16 protein-coding genes are annotated in these 13,194 nt (G+C 50.5%); 4 read left to right on the top strand and 12 right to left on the bottom strand.

Annotation, left to right across the window (positions count from 1 at the left end; genetic code table 11):
- Positions 1 to 15: 15 nt before the first annotated feature.
- Positions 16 to 522, top strand: a complete 507-nt coding sequence (locus tag FH749_10235; GenBank protein ID MTI95844.1) for a flavin reductase family protein — start codon at positions 16 to 18, stop codon at positions 520 to 522.
- Between the two features lie 74 nt (positions 523 to 596).
- Here the strand turns inward: FH749_10235 and FH749_10240 are convergent, their stop codons facing one another.
- The gene (locus tag FH749_10240) at positions 597 to 1,064 is read right to left on the bottom strand and encodes a PTS mannose transporter subunit IIAB (GenBank protein ID MTI95845.1); all 468 of its coding nucleotides are present in this window, start codon (positions 1,062 to 1,064) and stop codon (positions 597 to 599) included.
- A 145-nt stretch (positions 1,065 to 1,209) separates the two neighbouring features.
- On the opposite strand from FH749_10240, the gene FH749_10245 reads away from it, so the two are divergent.
- The gene (locus FH749_10245; GenBank protein ID MTI95846.1) at positions 1,210 to 1,566 is read left to right on the top strand and encodes a hypothetical protein; all 357 of its coding nucleotides are present in this window, start codon (positions 1,210 to 1,212) and stop codon (positions 1,564 to 1,566) included.
- Between the two features lie 93 nt (positions 1,567 to 1,659).
- Here FH749_10245 and FH749_10250 read toward each other — a convergent pair whose 3' ends face one another.
- Genes FH749_10250 through FH749_10265 form a run of 4 tightly spaced genes read right to left on the bottom strand, consistent with a single transcriptional unit; the run spans position 1,660 to position 5,670 of the window.
- Positions 1,660 to 2,613 carry a mannose-6-phosphate isomerase gene (locus FH749_10250; protein MTI95847.1) on the bottom strand — a complete coding sequence of 318 codons (954 nt, stop codon included), beginning with the start codon at positions 2,611 to 2,613 and terminating at the stop codon, positions 1,660 to 1,662.
- A complete protein-coding gene (locus tag FH749_10255; protein MTI95848.1) occupies positions 2,610 to 3,332 on the bottom strand; it encodes a creatininase family protein in 723 nt (240 codons plus the stop codon). The genes FH749_10250 and FH749_10255 overlap by 4 nt, the downstream gene beginning before the upstream one ends.
- Positions 3,332 to 3,988: a diphthine--ammonia ligase gene (locus FH749_10260; GenBank protein ID MTI95849.1), complete on the bottom strand. Its 657-nt coding sequence runs from the start codon at positions 3,986 to 3,988 to the stop codon at positions 3,332 to 3,334. Before FH749_10260 ends, FH749_10255 begins: the two co-directional genes overlap by 1 nt.
- Entirely contained in the window at positions 3,988 to 5,670 is a 1,683-nt protein-coding gene (locus FH749_10265; GenBank protein ID MTI95850.1) for an ATPase, read from the bottom strand. Before FH749_10265 ends, FH749_10260 begins: the two co-directional genes overlap by 1 nt.
- Positions 5,671 to 5,792: 122 nt before the next feature.
- On the opposite strand from FH749_10265, the gene FH749_10270 reads away from it, so the two are divergent.
- On the top strand, positions 5,793 to 7,010 hold the full coding sequence (locus FH749_10270; GenBank protein ID MTI95851.1) for a D-alanyl-D-alanine carboxypeptidase: 1,218 nt from the start codon (positions 5,793 to 5,795) through the stop codon (positions 7,008 to 7,010).
- Positions 7,011 to 7,124: 114 nt separating this feature from the next.
- On the top strand, positions 7,125 to 8,420 hold the full coding sequence (locus tag FH749_10275) for a D-alanyl-D-alanine carboxypeptidase (GenBank protein ID MTI95852.1): 1,296 nt from the start codon (positions 7,125 to 7,127) through the stop codon (positions 8,418 to 8,420).
- A 38-nt stretch (positions 8,421 to 8,458) separates the two neighbouring features.
- Here FH749_10275 and tatC read toward each other — a convergent pair whose 3' ends face one another.
- From tatC to FH749_10310, 7 genes are all read right to left on the bottom strand, one after another.
- Positions 8,459 to 9,202, bottom strand: coding sequence for a twin-arginine translocase subunit TatC (gene tatC / locus FH749_10280; protein MTI95853.1), 744 nt, complete (start codon positions 9,200 to 9,202; stop codon positions 8,459 to 8,461).
- 17 nt (positions 9,203 to 9,219) lie between these two features.
- A complete protein-coding gene (locus FH749_10285) occupies positions 9,220 to 9,393 on the bottom strand; it encodes a twin-arginine translocase TatA/TatE family subunit (protein MTI95854.1) in 174 nt (57 codons plus the stop codon).
- A 115-nt stretch (positions 9,394 to 9,508) separates the two neighbouring features.
- Complete coding sequence (locus FH749_10290; protein MTI95855.1) at positions 9,509 to 10,015, bottom strand: DUF488 domain-containing protein; 507 nt, start codon at positions 10,013 to 10,015, stop codon at positions 9,509 to 9,511.
- A 57-nt stretch (positions 10,016 to 10,072) separates the two neighbouring features.
- On the bottom strand, positions 10,073 to 10,750 hold the full coding sequence (locus tag FH749_10295) for a hypothetical protein (GenBank protein ID MTI95856.1): 678 nt from the start codon (positions 10,748 to 10,750) through the stop codon (positions 10,073 to 10,075).
- A gap of 74 nt (positions 10,751 to 10,824) precedes the next feature.
- Positions 10,825 to 11,037 (bottom strand): hypothetical protein, encoded by a 213-nt coding sequence (locus FH749_10300; protein ID MTI95857.1) that lies wholly within the window; start codon positions 11,035 to 11,037, stop codon positions 10,825 to 10,827.
- Between the two features lie 141 nt (positions 11,038 to 11,178).
- The gene (gene brxF, locus FH749_10305; protein ID MTI95858.1) at positions 11,179 to 11,712 is read right to left on the bottom strand and encodes a BREX-3 system P-loop-containing protein BrxF; all 534 of its coding nucleotides are present in this window, start codon (positions 11,710 to 11,712) and stop codon (positions 11,179 to 11,181) included.
- A gap of 17 nt (positions 11,713 to 11,729) precedes the next feature.
- Complete coding sequence (locus FH749_10310) at positions 11,730 to 13,193, bottom strand: DEAD/DEAH box helicase (GenBank protein MTI95859.1); 1,464 nt, start codon at positions 13,191 to 13,193, stop codon at positions 11,730 to 11,732.
- Between the last annotated feature and the right edge of the window lies 1 nt (position 13,194).

A 13,194-nucleotide genomic window follows, 5' to 3' on the forward strand; every position in this document is an offset into this window, starting at 1 on the left:
GAAAGGAGTTGCGTAATGCTGGAAAAGGTCCCGTATAACCGTTACTTACCGGAACTTACAACCCAACTGCCCCGGGGCGCATTTTTGACCACCAAATGGCAGAATGAGCTCAACACAATGACCATCGGCTGGGGTTCTGTCGGTGTAGTCTGGAGCCGGCCCGTTTTCACCGTGTTGGTGCGCTATTCCCGCCACACCTATTCACTCTTGGAAAAAGCGCAGGAGTTCACAGTCAGCGTCCCGCTCGCGGTGGACTTGCGCGATGCGTTGCAAATTTGTGGAACCCGCTCTGGAAGGGATATCGACAAATTTTCCGTCTGCAAACTCACAGCCAGGCCGGGGGTGACGGTTTCTACACCTGTGGTAGGCGAGTGCGAACTGCATTATGAGTGCAAGGTCATCTATCAGCAGGCCATGGAACCGGCTCTGGTGGCAGAAAAGATCGCCAACCGTTATTATCGGGAGCTGGATTATCACATCATCTATTACGGTGAAATCCAGGAATGTTATAAAACAACATAATAGTATAGAAAAACAGGGGCTGCCATCTGACAGCCCCTGTTTTTGTTCGGATCAGCGAGACTATGTAAAATTCGTTAAAATTCCGGGTCTTCTTGGGCTTTGATGTTCATCAAATCAATAACTTCACGTGGTTGCTGCGCTGCAAGCAACTGCTCCCGAAAATCATCTTCCATCAGCACCCCGGCTATTCTGGAGAGCATCACCAAGTGGTCTGTACTGGCGGCTGCTTCGGGCACTGCCAGCAGGAAAATCATCTCTACCGGTTGATCATCTAATGACTTCCATTCCACCGGCGCCGCCAATCTACCCACCGCAACAGCAGTTTCTTTAACGGCCTTGCTCTTGCCATGGGGAATGGCAAACCCCATACCAAAACCAGTGGTCTCTTCCTGTTCCCGCTTCAGCACATCCACCAGAAACAAATCGAGAGAACTGAGCAGGCCCTGTTCTTTCAATAACAGCGAAAGCTTTCTAATTGCCTCTGTACGTGTAAACGCTTTTAAGTTCAAGTCAATAAGGTTCTCATTGGTAATTTCGCGAATTGACAAAATCTATTCCCCCTCCTGCTCCCATTTTACTGCATTTGCCAATAAATTTACAGCCAATATAAGCAAAAAATCTAATCTTTGAAACCAATGGCACAAAGCAATCATAAACTGCACTATCAGATAACAGGAGGTGAGGGGAATGTTAAACAATGAAATCCTCTCGAAGCTTGCTAAGTGGACGGGGTTTGTCGGTATCATCACTCTAATCATGGGGGTGCTTCAGGTTATCACCATCGTCGGCATCATTCCAGGTGTGATTATGATTATCTTGGCAACCAAGTTACTTGCCGCAAAATCCGGTGCCCTGGCCCTTGCTGCAGACGGCGACAATTCACAAATGGAAAACATTTTCCGGAACTTGGCCGCATACTTTCATATCACCGGTATTTTGTTTATCATCAGTTTAATCATGATGCTGCTCTCGGTGCTTATAATTACTATTGTCGGCCTGATGGGCGTGCCTGAACTGCCCTGGCAAAATTATCTTCCCTATTGAGAGTCTCGGACTCTCTTTTTTTATTCATATTTTTTCTGGCCAAGTGAGGCAACTAGTACAAAAAAGCAAAAGGCACCAGCGCTGTCTTCTAACTTAGATATATGTCTTCAGGGCAACTCCCCTACCTCTGAGTCTATAATCCTTAACACAAGCGGGAATGAACACGGTGTCACCAGGCTCCAGGTCAAGGTAGATTTCCCCTGCGGCAATGTTCAGCAGTCCATCCAGCACCACCAGGGTCTCAAAACGGTTTTGTTCGCGGCTGAAATGTAATTTTTCAGCAACCACCAGTTTTTCTACGCTGAACCAGGGCGTAGCAATCAGGCGGTAAACACCATCTGTCACCGGCGCTGCAGGCAATATTTGCGGGGGGCCGGATTCTATATCTAATACTGACAGCGCTTTGTCCACATGCAGCTCCCGGGGATTGCCAGAACTGTCAGTCCGGTTCCAATCGTACACCCGATAAGTAACATCGGAACTTTGTTGAACTTCTGCCAAAACGATGCCGGCGCCAATGGCATGCACAGTTCCGGGGGGAATATAGAACGCGTCTCCCGGGTGGACAGGCACTTGGTTGAGGACGGACTCCAATTCTCCCCGCTCCAAAGCCGCGGAAAACGCCGCTTTATCCACTCCCGGCTTCACGCCCATGATTAGACGACTGCCCGGCTTAGCGCTCACGATATACCACATCTCCGCCTTACCCAGACTCTGCTCATGTTCCGCCGCAAACTGGTCATCGGGATGTACCTGGACAGAAAGATCCTCCCGGGCGCCAATGAGTTTTATCAACAGCGGAAACTTCTGCTGCAGTGGCCACCAATTGTCCCCCAACAGTTGCTGGGGATACTCTGCGACCAGTTGCGCCAGGGGCTGTCCAGCCATGCTGCCGTTTGCCACCGTTGACTGATTGCCGGGATACAAAGACAACTCCCAACTTTCACCGATGCCCTGCCCGCCTTTTCCGGGAAAGGTCTGCTCCAACCCGCCGCCCCAGGGACGTTCATTGTACACTGGTCTTAACTTCAACGGATAGAATTTCATTTGGTTACCAAATCTCCTGTCTGCAGACTTTTTACCAGTTTAACCACCTGAGGAAGCAGTAATTCATACAGCTTTTCTCCTTTGGTCCTGCTGGCCTGTCTTGCATCACCACTCATACCCTCAGGAAGCACCGCCGCTTCCATACCGGGATAGAACACTTGCGCCACGGTTCGGACATTGTTGACCGTGGCCTGCTCCATATCGACCAGGTTCTCATCAAGCGCCAAAACAAGAGAAGTCTCATCCTCGCCGCCGTGGCCTTGGGAACTACACACTCCGAGAATTTCCGGTTGGAAATCCTGCCACCAATTGATCAGCATCGCTGTCACACCCTGGTCGGCCAGACGTTCGCCAACTGTTGTCAATGCCGGGATGTTCCCACCATGGCCATTGAAAAACAACTGCTTGTCCAGCCCCCAGCGTTTAAGTTCGAGACCGATATGATACACATATTCGGCAAACACCTCGTTGGGGATGTTCAGGGTGCCGGCGAATGGCGCCAGTGACCAAGAGTGACCGTAGGTTATCTCCGGCGCAATCAGAACTTTTCCGCCCAGCTCAGCATCCAGCAACTCCATAAACCGGCGGGGTATCAACATATCTGTGCCGAGTGGACAGTGTTGTCCGTGGGCCTCAATCATGCCAATGGGTATAACCGCAGTGCTTATATCTTTCGTAGCAGCGGCAAAATCTGCCGAATTCATGTTTAATATATACATTATTTCTCCTCCTTTAGTTCGATATCTAAAAACACATGTGCTTCCCGGGCCACGCTCCCTCGTGGCTGCCAGGCAAGTGGCCGAGCAAACAGCGGTCCATCCACAACAGCCGTGTGAAACTCGCCCTGCTCACCGCAGGGATCGATACCGCAGGCAGTTAATTCCTCTATTGTTTGCCTGTCCAAAACCCGTCCCAAAAACCGTGTGTCCATCAACTCCCGATTGATAACAACAATCACCGCTTTAAATCCCGCATCGATGAACTGGTCAAGCACCTTGTCACGTCCTAGGCGCCACAAGGGCAAGAGCGCCTGAATCCCGGCCTGACGGCAGACCGATTCCTCCCACTCCCTGTGTCCGGCAATATCAATATCGCCAAACACCGCATGGGTAACACCGCATCCCGCCAGTTTCCGCAATTCATGGACAAAAACCTGCTCGTAATTATCCCAGGAAGCCGGGCACCACCGATGCTCAACATTGAGCAGGCGCGCCTGGGCCTGGAGAAAGGCCGGTTCCAGCCCATGGGACCGGGAACGGGAATTCTGCTCGTTTACCATCGTCAGCAAACATTTGGCGGTACCTCCGGCCTGGAGCGCTCGGTACAAAGCCAAACAAGAGTCCTTACCTCCACTCCAGGAACAGACAAGCTGCATCACTCCACCTCCAGTGTACGCAAGCGGTTTATAGCGGCAGCCAGTTCCAGGGGACGGGGCAAAGCCATATCGACGGGATGCTGTCCCGGAAACGGTGAGAGTGTATCCAACCCCTCCACATCCAAACGCTGAAACAGCTTCTCGCCCACAGATGAAAGCGGAGCCGATGTCCGCATTTCCCTGGCAATCAGGTGGAGCATCCGCGCCAAAGCCCGGGTCTGGCTTGGGTCTACCAGCTGTTCCACTGCACTTAGCTCAATAGTCTCCGTCCCCAAAAGGATGACATGCCTCCCCCTTGCGTCGGCCCGCTGACGTCTTCCTTTGCTGGCGTTAATTCCCCGCGGTGAGATTATCCGCCCAGAAATAGGTCCAAACTCTTTGCCTCCCTGATTACTCCTCCGGGCTGGTAAACTGGCAGCCACCTCACGGGCACGGGCAGTCACGTCCCGTGGTCGAAAAGCGTCCATCATGATGACCGTGTCAGCAATATCCAGATAATCACCGGCACCGCCAATGACCAGCACGCTGGAGACCCCATGCTGCCTGTATAACTGGTGCGCTTTATCAACAAACGGAGTAATCGGCTCCTTGTCGCGATGAATTAGGGCTTGCATCCGTGCGTCACGAATCATGAAATTAGTGGCGCTGGTATCCTCATCGATCAGCAGCAGTTTGCTGCCGACCTCCAGGGCCTCGATAATATTCGCTGCCTGGGATGTGCTGCCACTGGCATCTTCGGTGTAAAAGCCACGGGTAGATTTACCCCCAGGTAAATCAGAAATAAAGGGCGAAATATCGACCCGGGCAACCCGACGCCCGTCCTCAGCCCGAATCTTCACCGCTGTCGCATCATCGCGCCCATCCCCCAAAACATGATTATAGACGCCCCGCTCCAGTGCATGGAGCAGGGTGCTCTTGCCATGATAACCACCGCCAACTATCAAAGTTATGCCCTTCCTGATAGCTAGGCCGTTAATTTTTTCGCCTGTGGGCAGCGAGATTGTGGCAGTCAGTTCCGGCGGCGCCTCAAACGGGACAACACCCTTTCCCTGCACTGGCAAATCACTGACACCGCTTCTCCGGGGAAGGACAGAACCATTGGCAACGAAGGCAACCAAATCATTTGCAGCCAGATACTCCCGGATTGCCTGCTGGCGGTCGGCCAATTGGAGTTGGGCATGCAGGGCAGCAGGCGAAAACCCGTCGATTACTTTATTTAATACATCGGGCAGGCGCTGACAGAGCATGGTTTCGGCCTGACGCCCCAGAACTGTCCGCCCCCGGGCTGGTAATCCCGCAGAAAGCCGGATTTCCAATCCCCCAGTCCGGGCCCGCACGCAAGTGCGCTCTAGAACCGCTTGTCCGGGAGCATCAATGGTCAATTGGCCACTGTTACCGGTGCCACCGGCGGTCCCAAACTCCTTGAGGGCATCGGCCACTGACCGGGCAAAGAAATCTTCGCAGGCAATTCGACGCTGATATGTACTAATCCAGTCTTGTTTAACAGCGAACCGTTCCCTGGGGATGAAAACCCGCAACCGGGAAGGGTTTGCAAAGGGATCTGGCTGGACATAGTCAATAAATAGCTGCCAGCCGGGGTCCTGGTAATTCCCAGTAAGCTCCTGATACGCCTTATAGCCCCGACGATCAATTTTTTGCAATTTTTCCTTTAATAATTTCAGAACAACCACCCCATATCAATAAAAATCCATGGTAATAATTTTGTGTTGGCAACAACGACGAAACCTGTTAAGATTGTCTGCTGTAGTAATCATACCAAAAAACACATGAGAGGGTGAAGGATATGAAAGCTCTGCGTTGGATTTTTGTTGTCATCGCCGCGCTTGCGTTTTTAACCACGGGCTTTCAGTCCGTACACGCCGACGCGCTGCCGCAGGTAAAAGCAGAAGCTGCTATCTTGATTGATGCCGAATCAAAGATTGTTTTATATGAAAAAAATGCTGACAGAAGAATGTATCCTGCCAGCACTACCAAAATAATGACCGCACTGCTCGCCATTGAATATGGGGAGCTTGACGAAATCATCACCATCGGCGAAGAAGTCACCATGATTGGCTGGGATTCCAGTCGCGCCCATCTGCAACCGGGCGACCAGCTAAGCCTGGAAGACTTACTCTATGCAATGATGTTGCCTTCGGGCAACGACGCCGCTTACTCGATTGCAGTGCATATCGTCCGGAAGACTGCGAAGCAGCCGCAGATGCCTGCCGCCACTGCCCTGAACCAGTTCGCTGATTTGATGAACGAACGGGCTGAAATTCTAGGCGCTGCTAACACAAATTTTTCAAACCCTGACGGCTATCCCCATCCCAATCACTATACGACCGCATACGACCTGGCTTTAATTCAGGCAGAGGCGATGAAATACAGTGAATACAGCAAACTGGATTCTGTCAGCCAATATACTCCGGAAACCTGGAACAGCGATAACATGCGGACATGGAGAAATACAAACTTCATGTTGAATACCGGTTCTGGCTTCTATTATGACAACGCCATCGGCGGCAAAACCGGCTATACCGTTCCTGCCGGCTTCTGCATGGTTGCCACCGCCTCCGCTGACGAGATGGATTTGGTAGCCGTTGTCCTAAAAACCGATGCCGATGGTCGGTGGCAGGACAGCCGGAATTTATTGGAGCATGGTTTTTCCAACTTTCGCCATCACGTGCTGAGCAAGCAAGGGGAACGACTAGCCATGATCAATGCTACTGCCGGTGGCAGACGTGATCTCATCGGACTACGGCCCAAGGACACTATGGCAACTGAATTAGAACACGGAAACATTCCAGCAGTTGAAACAGAAATTCTACTGGATCCGGAACTAAAAGATCCTAAGAGCGACGTGCCAACCCTCATTGCGCCGATAGATGAAGGCCAAATCGTTGGTGAAGCCGTGTTCAGACTGAAAGGTGAAGAATTGGAGCGGGTTGAACTAATAGCCGACCAGAAATTCCCGGCCGCAAGCTGGTTGCAACGTATCTTCCCCTGGTTTCGGGTATAAAGGCACCTATGGTGCCTTTTTTTTTACATTAGTTGTAAGCAATTTTTTGTTGGCAGCACAGGGCTACTGCTGTACAATAGAGAAGAACATCCCTTGTATAAGGAGTTTAAGACGATGCAGAAAATCCACTTGTATTTACTCATAATCCTTTCAGCCATGTTCATTATTTATCCAGCTCAAACTAACGCTGCTCCCGAACTGGAAGCGGAAAGCGCCATCCTCGTCAATATGAACACAGGTGCAGTCCTTTTTGAGCAACGGGCAGATGAGATCATGTATCCCGCCAGCACAACCAAAATCATGACTGCCCTGTTGGCTGTCGAGTACGGCAAACCCGACGAGCTGGTTACTGTCGGCACTGAAGTGTTGACTATCCCTTTAAGTGCCAGTAAAGCTGGAATTCTGGTTGGCGACCAGATTACCATGGAAGAACTGCTTTATGGCCTGATGCTGCCCTCCGGAAACGATGTTGCTTACACCATTGCCATTCACTTAGCCCGTTCGCTTGGCGATCCAGAACTTAATCGCGCTGAAGCAATTGAGTTTTTCACCGAAATGATGACAGAGCGGGCCAGAGAACTGGGCGCTACCAATACCAATTTTGCCAATCCCGATGGATTTCACCACCCAGATCATTATTCTACCGCCCGCGACATGGCCCTTATAACCAAAGCCGCAATGGAGCACCCTCTGTTCCGGGATGTAGTTGGGACCGGTCACCATACGCCAGAAAATTGGACAGGCCCGGAGGTTCGCCCCTGGGGCAACGGCAATCAATTGATCCGCTCCCATTACACTAACTACTACGAAAAAGCAACCGGCGGTAAAACTGGCTATACACCACAGGCAGGATTCACTCTGGTTGCCACGGCCCAGCAGGATGCAATGGAACTGGTATCAGTTGTCTTAAATACCACCCGGGAGGGCCGCTGGTCCGATTCGGTGCGACTGTTGGAATATGGATTTGAAAACTACACTTACTTATCGCTGCTCTCAGATAACCAAATGGTCGCTCGCCTGCCGGTCACCAATCAGGCCCCCGGTGAACCGAATACAGTGGATATCATTGCTGCAGAAGGATTTGACACGGTGCTTCCGGTCCAAGACCAGGAAGTTAAAACCACACTCAATTACAATAGTGAATTTCTTGACGAAGATTCTGAGCGCTTAAAAGCTCCGCTCACCGCGGGCCAGATAATTGGCGAGCTAGTACTAAGCGTAAATGACCAGGAGCTGCATCGAACAAGTCTATTGGCGGAAAGAGAAATTGCAGCTTATCCCTGGTGGCGACGTTTGTTTTTTCCTGGCGCCGCAACATTTGTTGGCACCGGCCTGATCTTTATTCGGCGCCGAACCCGCCGGGCACGTCGCTCCCGCTATCGTTCCCGCTACTTGGTCCACAGATATTAAAAGGGGTCGCATATTGGTGCGAACCCCTTTTTTGATGATTATGTTTCCAGCGTCGCTTCCTGCATTTTGAGTCTGCGTTCACTCAGCCGCACCAAGAGAATTCCAAATTCAAACAACACCAACATCGGTAAAATCATTAGAATTTGGGAGACCACGTCTGGAGGTGTTATCAATGCCGCCAGAATCACAATAATAAGGATGGCGTATTTACGTCCTGACCGAAGAAATCGAGAGGAAACCAGGCCCAATGCCCCCAGCACCCAAAATACCAGTGGCAACTGAAACACCAAACCGAAGGCCAATAAAAACCCTGAAGTAAAAGAAACATAATCGCTAACGGTATACCAAGGCAATAATTGTTCGTGGGCAAAACTGGCAAAAAAATCAAGCGCTATTGGGAAGACCAAGAACCATGCAAAGGCAAGCCCCCCGATAAATAAAAAGAACATCATTATCGTCGCAACAATTAACACTAGTTTTTCCCTTTTTGAGAGGGCAGGCAGCAAAAAAGCCAGAACTTGATAGAAAATCATCGGTGTAGAAGCCATTATCCCTGCCAGCAGACCCAAGCGAATATGTGCAATAAACGCCTCTGAGGGGCGAATATAAATAAGCACATGCTCCATGGCTAACACGTCTAACAGCCGGGGAGCAAACACAAATCCGACGATAGAAGCAAGCACCACGAAAATTGCCACCCTGATAAGTCGGCGGCGCAATTCTGTAAAATGCTCCATAATAGTCAATGGCTGATTAGCGCCCATAACTCTCCCCCCCGACATACCGATCTATTCGGCTGCTAACTGTCGTCACCCTCAGTTGAAGCTTTTTCTCCCTTGGAAGCAAATTTAAACTCACCAATCGCTTTACCAAAGGCTTGTCCCACTCGGGGCAACTTAGAGGGGCCGATTATCAACAAAATCACTGCAAAAATAATAATTAGTTCCAATGGCCCTGGCCTACCGCCAAACATCTAATCACTCCTAATTATTGTTAATAATTTCACTTACCAATATTTTCATTATATCCCCTCATGTGCAAAAAAAGCAAGCCAAAACTGCAGATAAGTCAGAAAATGCTTGCTTAATTCAACCTGAGCTACAGGATGCCTCGAACATATTCAATTGTTTATAACCCCCGTAAGTCTGAACCAACAAACCTTGTTCCAGTTCTGCCTGCTCTACGGCCATGCCATCGGCCTGTATGTGCTTAACACTTATATCCAATCTAGAAAGCTCGATTGGAATTGCCAAAAACCGATGACAGCGCAGTGGATCCTGCTCAGTGCATAACAAACTGACCCTAAAGCCGGCAGCAATTGTTTTCTGTATGGTCTCCAGCCCTTGGGCTTTAATTTTATAATTGCTATCGCTGTCAACTTGGAAAACTTTCGCGCCTAACTCACGGCCAAGCCAGCGATAGCCGATGCCGGCTTCTGCGCATAGGCGTGTTAAGATTTCACGATTAAAATGACGGACATAGCCGCTGTATGGAAGAGAGCGAACATCCAGCAAATAGTTGACACCATGGGCGGCCAGCAAAGACTTAAACTTCTCAAAACTATGGTTGGAATGGCCGATTGTAAAGCATTGCATCTCCCCACCCCCGCAAACACTCGTTCGCCATAATTATACCGCACATACGTTCGGCAATCAACCCCGTTGGGTTCGCAACCGCAAGAGCAGCCGAATTACCAACCCGATAATTATGCCCAGTCCCACCAATATCGCCACGGTTTGAAACGGATTGTACCACCAACGCACCCGGAGCCACAGCTGCGGGAAAGCGAGCAAATCTCTCCAGGTCCACGCCTCTTCTTCGCCGACAGCCAGGGTATATCTGCCGCCTTCGGCTTCTGGATTATACACAAGCAGATAATAATCACCCGGACCCAACGTTATCCGCTGCTCCTGACGTATCCAATAGCGGGTCTGGGTAAAGGGCTCAAAAAAAGTCCGTTGAATCTGGGTCGGCAGAAAAACTTCAACCCCGTGACCTTGGAAGACTGCACCGGGAAAATCCGGTGGCGCCTCACCAAGTCCGGGGCCAACCAACGCAAATGCTGGCGCAAAACCTGTTTCTGGTTTTAATGTGGGTATTGTCATTTGTGCATAGAAATCTAATTGTTCTTCAGCAGTAAAGGTGTAATAGTCTACCGCACCTGGCGTCAATTCGGCATAAATTGCCCAGGAAATCAGAGGATCATTAATCGCTATCGCTTCGCTGGGACAAGAATTCTCAACTGCAAAAATTGGCCGATGAGCGACTGCCCTTCCCGGAACCAGCAAAATAATAAGCACGAGACACAAACTTACAATAAACCGTAGCATGCACATCACCCCGAGTAGTTTCCCCCTGGAAAAAGAATAATAACAAAAAAGGGCCTAAAAGGCCCGAAAAAGGATTATTGTTCCTCCAAAGTCCACTTCTTGTCGGTGGATTGTTTTATGTACATCCGCAGAATTTCTCCACATTCAAGACATAAATCGCAGTAAGTCCTGGCGACCGAGGTCAGGAAGGTTGCCTTGTACTGGGGGCCAATATAACCGGCGCCCGAGGTCTGCCCCATGATAATCCCCTGTTTAATATTCCCGCTGCCACACTGCTTGCACTCCATTGTCAACACCCCCTGAAAATGATATAACTTATGGCCTAATTCGCTACTAGCGCACAAAACCCCTTTATAGAAGCATTTAGGTGTTCAAGAACTAACAGAGACGCCCCAGATGGAGCGCCCCCGTTTCTATCATTGTATAGCTCAATCTGTGATGCTGACGATACCGGCGGTATAGTTTTCCAGGCTTAGCACCAAATGTCCCGGCACACCAGGATCGCCCCATTCAATCTTGTCTCCATCCACCCGTCCGGTCCAGGCAACAATAAGTTTTTTTGACAAACTGAGAGTGTCTAAGTTTGACCATAAATCAAGTTCTAATTCCGGCAGCAACAGTAATTCGATATTATCCAGGGCTACTACAGATTGGGCATGAGATTCTACTAAATCTTTGAGAATTTCCGGAACCTTTCCGGCACGTTCCTCCCGGGGAACGGGCATTAACTCCCGGGCCACTTCCTTGCCCACATTGATGATGCCAACACCGGGCAATTCTCGTAACTTTCGGCTTTTACCGCAGCCAGGCGGGCCGACCAGCAACACAAGATTGTGGTCAGCAAGTAAAGAGTCGGTGAGATTATCCTGCAACTTTTCCGGGTTCAAGCCACAACCACCTCCCTGATTTGTTACTATCACAATTCGCCTCCCGCACGCCTTTTTCCTGTTTACGTCAGAGATTTAGTGAAATAAATTTTTTACTGGTACTCATTCCACACCCCGGGAGCGGGGTCATTGGTCTCAACAGGAAGATGTTGTAAATCCCAGAAGAAGTAGCGGTTGCGGTCTGCCCCCACCACTTCCTCCCAATCTGCCCGCCGGTAAACAGCTTCATCGGTGGTCTTGTGCATGTACAGCACGTACACAACGGCCTGCTTATCCGCTTCATCCTTGCGCAGTACCCGGCCGATTGTCTGGATTCGCTGCCGAACCGAAGCGCTGGAGGCAACAACAATCCCCACATCTGCCTTGGGCACATTAAAACCTTCAATCAAAGTTCGAGCTGAGACAATTATCCGGGCCGCGCCGGTCCGAAACGCCTCGATATTCTGTCTACGTTCACCGGGCGCGAGTCCGCTATGCTCCAGCACTACCCGATAGCCGTCTGCCTGCATTTGACGATAGATTTCCTCAACTTCTTCAATTGTCTCATGAAACAAGATCACACGGGCCTCGGGATTGATGGTAAAGGTCGACTTGAGGATTTTTTGCACCGCCTGTTCCCGGGCCTCAGCCTTAAATAACAGATGCTTGCGGACTATACTCAGCCCCAAATAGCGTTGGGCAACAGCTCCAACTTCTGAATCCTCGCTGTTGGCCTGCCTTTGCACCCAGCCATGGAACTGTTTTTGCTCCCGCTTGCCAAACTGCTGCTTCAGTTTGCGACGCAGATCGTGAATTTGCCGGGTCAATTGCTGATATTCTTCGGCCTCTTCAACGCTGAGGGGAAGGGCGTAATGCCTGACTTCAAAATCCGGCAGCAAGCCGGCACGACTGGCTTCAGAATAATTCATCTTGTAGATTATCGGACCCAGTTCATGCCCCAGAACCGTTTGCGAGTAGTTCTCTTCACTCTCTGAACGCTCTGGGGTTGCCGAGAGGCCCAAACTGTATGCTCTGTGTGTCTTGAAAACACGCTGAAAACTTGGCGCCCCCGCCCGGTGACATTCATCCACAACCAGCAAAAGGTGTTCCCCGGTCCCGGCATCAACTAACTCAGGAAGCTTGGCTGCGGCGCTGTTGATTACGCATATTAAAACTTTAACCTCACCGTCAAAGCTGTTCGAGCGCCCTGCCCCCAGGATGCCAATCTCCCCCGGCGTTAAGTCCAGACGCTTCTTCAACTCCTTGCGCCATTGCCGGACCAAAACCTTGGTCGGCACCACCACGGCAACCCGAAGCTTAGGGTCAGTTTCCTGCAAACGGTCAATTATTGCCAGGGCACAAAGGGTTTTGCCCACACCGGTAACAACCTTAATAGTTCCCTGCTTCTGCGATAGCCACTTTTCTGTTGCCTCCGCCTGCCAGGGATAGAGCTCAACCCGCTTCAGTTCTCCCCATTTTCTCTGTCCTTCATCCTTCTGCACTGCATTACCTCCCGCAATCCTTGTCCTGCCACTAGTATTACCAAAAAAAGAGCGGAACCGCTTAATCAGTTCCACT

The organism is Bacillota bacterium (assembly GCA_009711825.1).
Taxonomy (GTDB): domain Bacteria; phylum Bacillota; class Proteinivoracia; order UBA4975; family VEMY01; genus VEMY01.

What these genes read in the sequence shown, in the direction of transcription:
- FH749_10275 (MTI95852.1), top strand. Translation starts at nt 7,125, where the DNA reads ATGCAGAAAATCCACTTGTATTTACTCATAATCCTTTCAGCCATGTTC.
- FH749_10260 (MTI95849.1), bottom strand. Translation starts at nt 3,988, where the DNA reads ATGCAGCTTGTCTGTTCCTGGAGTGGAGGTAAGGACTCTTGTTTGGCT.
- FH749_10250 (MTI95847.1), bottom strand. Translation starts at nt 2,613, where the DNA reads ATGAAATTCTATCCGTTGAAGTTAAGACCAGTGTACAATGAACGTCCC.
- FH749_10285 (MTI95854.1), bottom strand. Translation starts at nt 9,393, where the DNA reads ATGTTTGGCGGTAGGCCAGGGCCATTGGAACTAATTATTATTTTTGCA.
- tatC (MTI95853.1), bottom strand. Translation starts at nt 9,202, where the DNA reads ATGTCGGGGGGGAGAGTTATGGGCGCTAATCAGCCATTGACTATTATG.
- FH749_10295 (MTI95856.1), bottom strand. Translation starts at nt 10,750, where the DNA reads ATGCTACGGTTTATTGTAAGTTTGTGTCTCGTGCTTATTATTTTGCTG.
- FH749_10255 (MTI95848.1), bottom strand. Translation starts at nt 3,332, where the DNA reads ATGTATATATTAAACATGAATTCGGCAGATTTTGCCGCTGCTACGAAA.
- FH749_10235 (MTI95844.1), top strand. Translation starts at nt 16, where the DNA reads ATGCTGGAAAAGGTCCCGTATAACCGTTACTTACCGGAACTTACAACC.
- FH749_10300 (MTI95857.1), bottom strand. Translation starts at nt 11,037, where the DNA reads ATGGAGTGCAAGCAGTGTGGCAGCGGGAATATTAAACAGGGGATTATC.
- FH749_10270 (MTI95851.1), top strand. Translation starts at nt 5,793, where the DNA reads ATGAAAGCTCTGCGTTGGATTTTTGTTGTCATCGCCGCGCTTGCGTTT.
- FH749_10290 (MTI95855.1), bottom strand. Translation starts at nt 10,015, where the DNA reads ATGCAATGCTTTACAATCGGCCATTCCAACCATAGTTTTGAGAAGTTT.
- FH749_10245 (MTI95846.1), top strand. Translation starts at nt 1,210, where the DNA reads ATGTTAAACAATGAAATCCTCTCGAAGCTTGCTAAGTGGACGGGGTTT.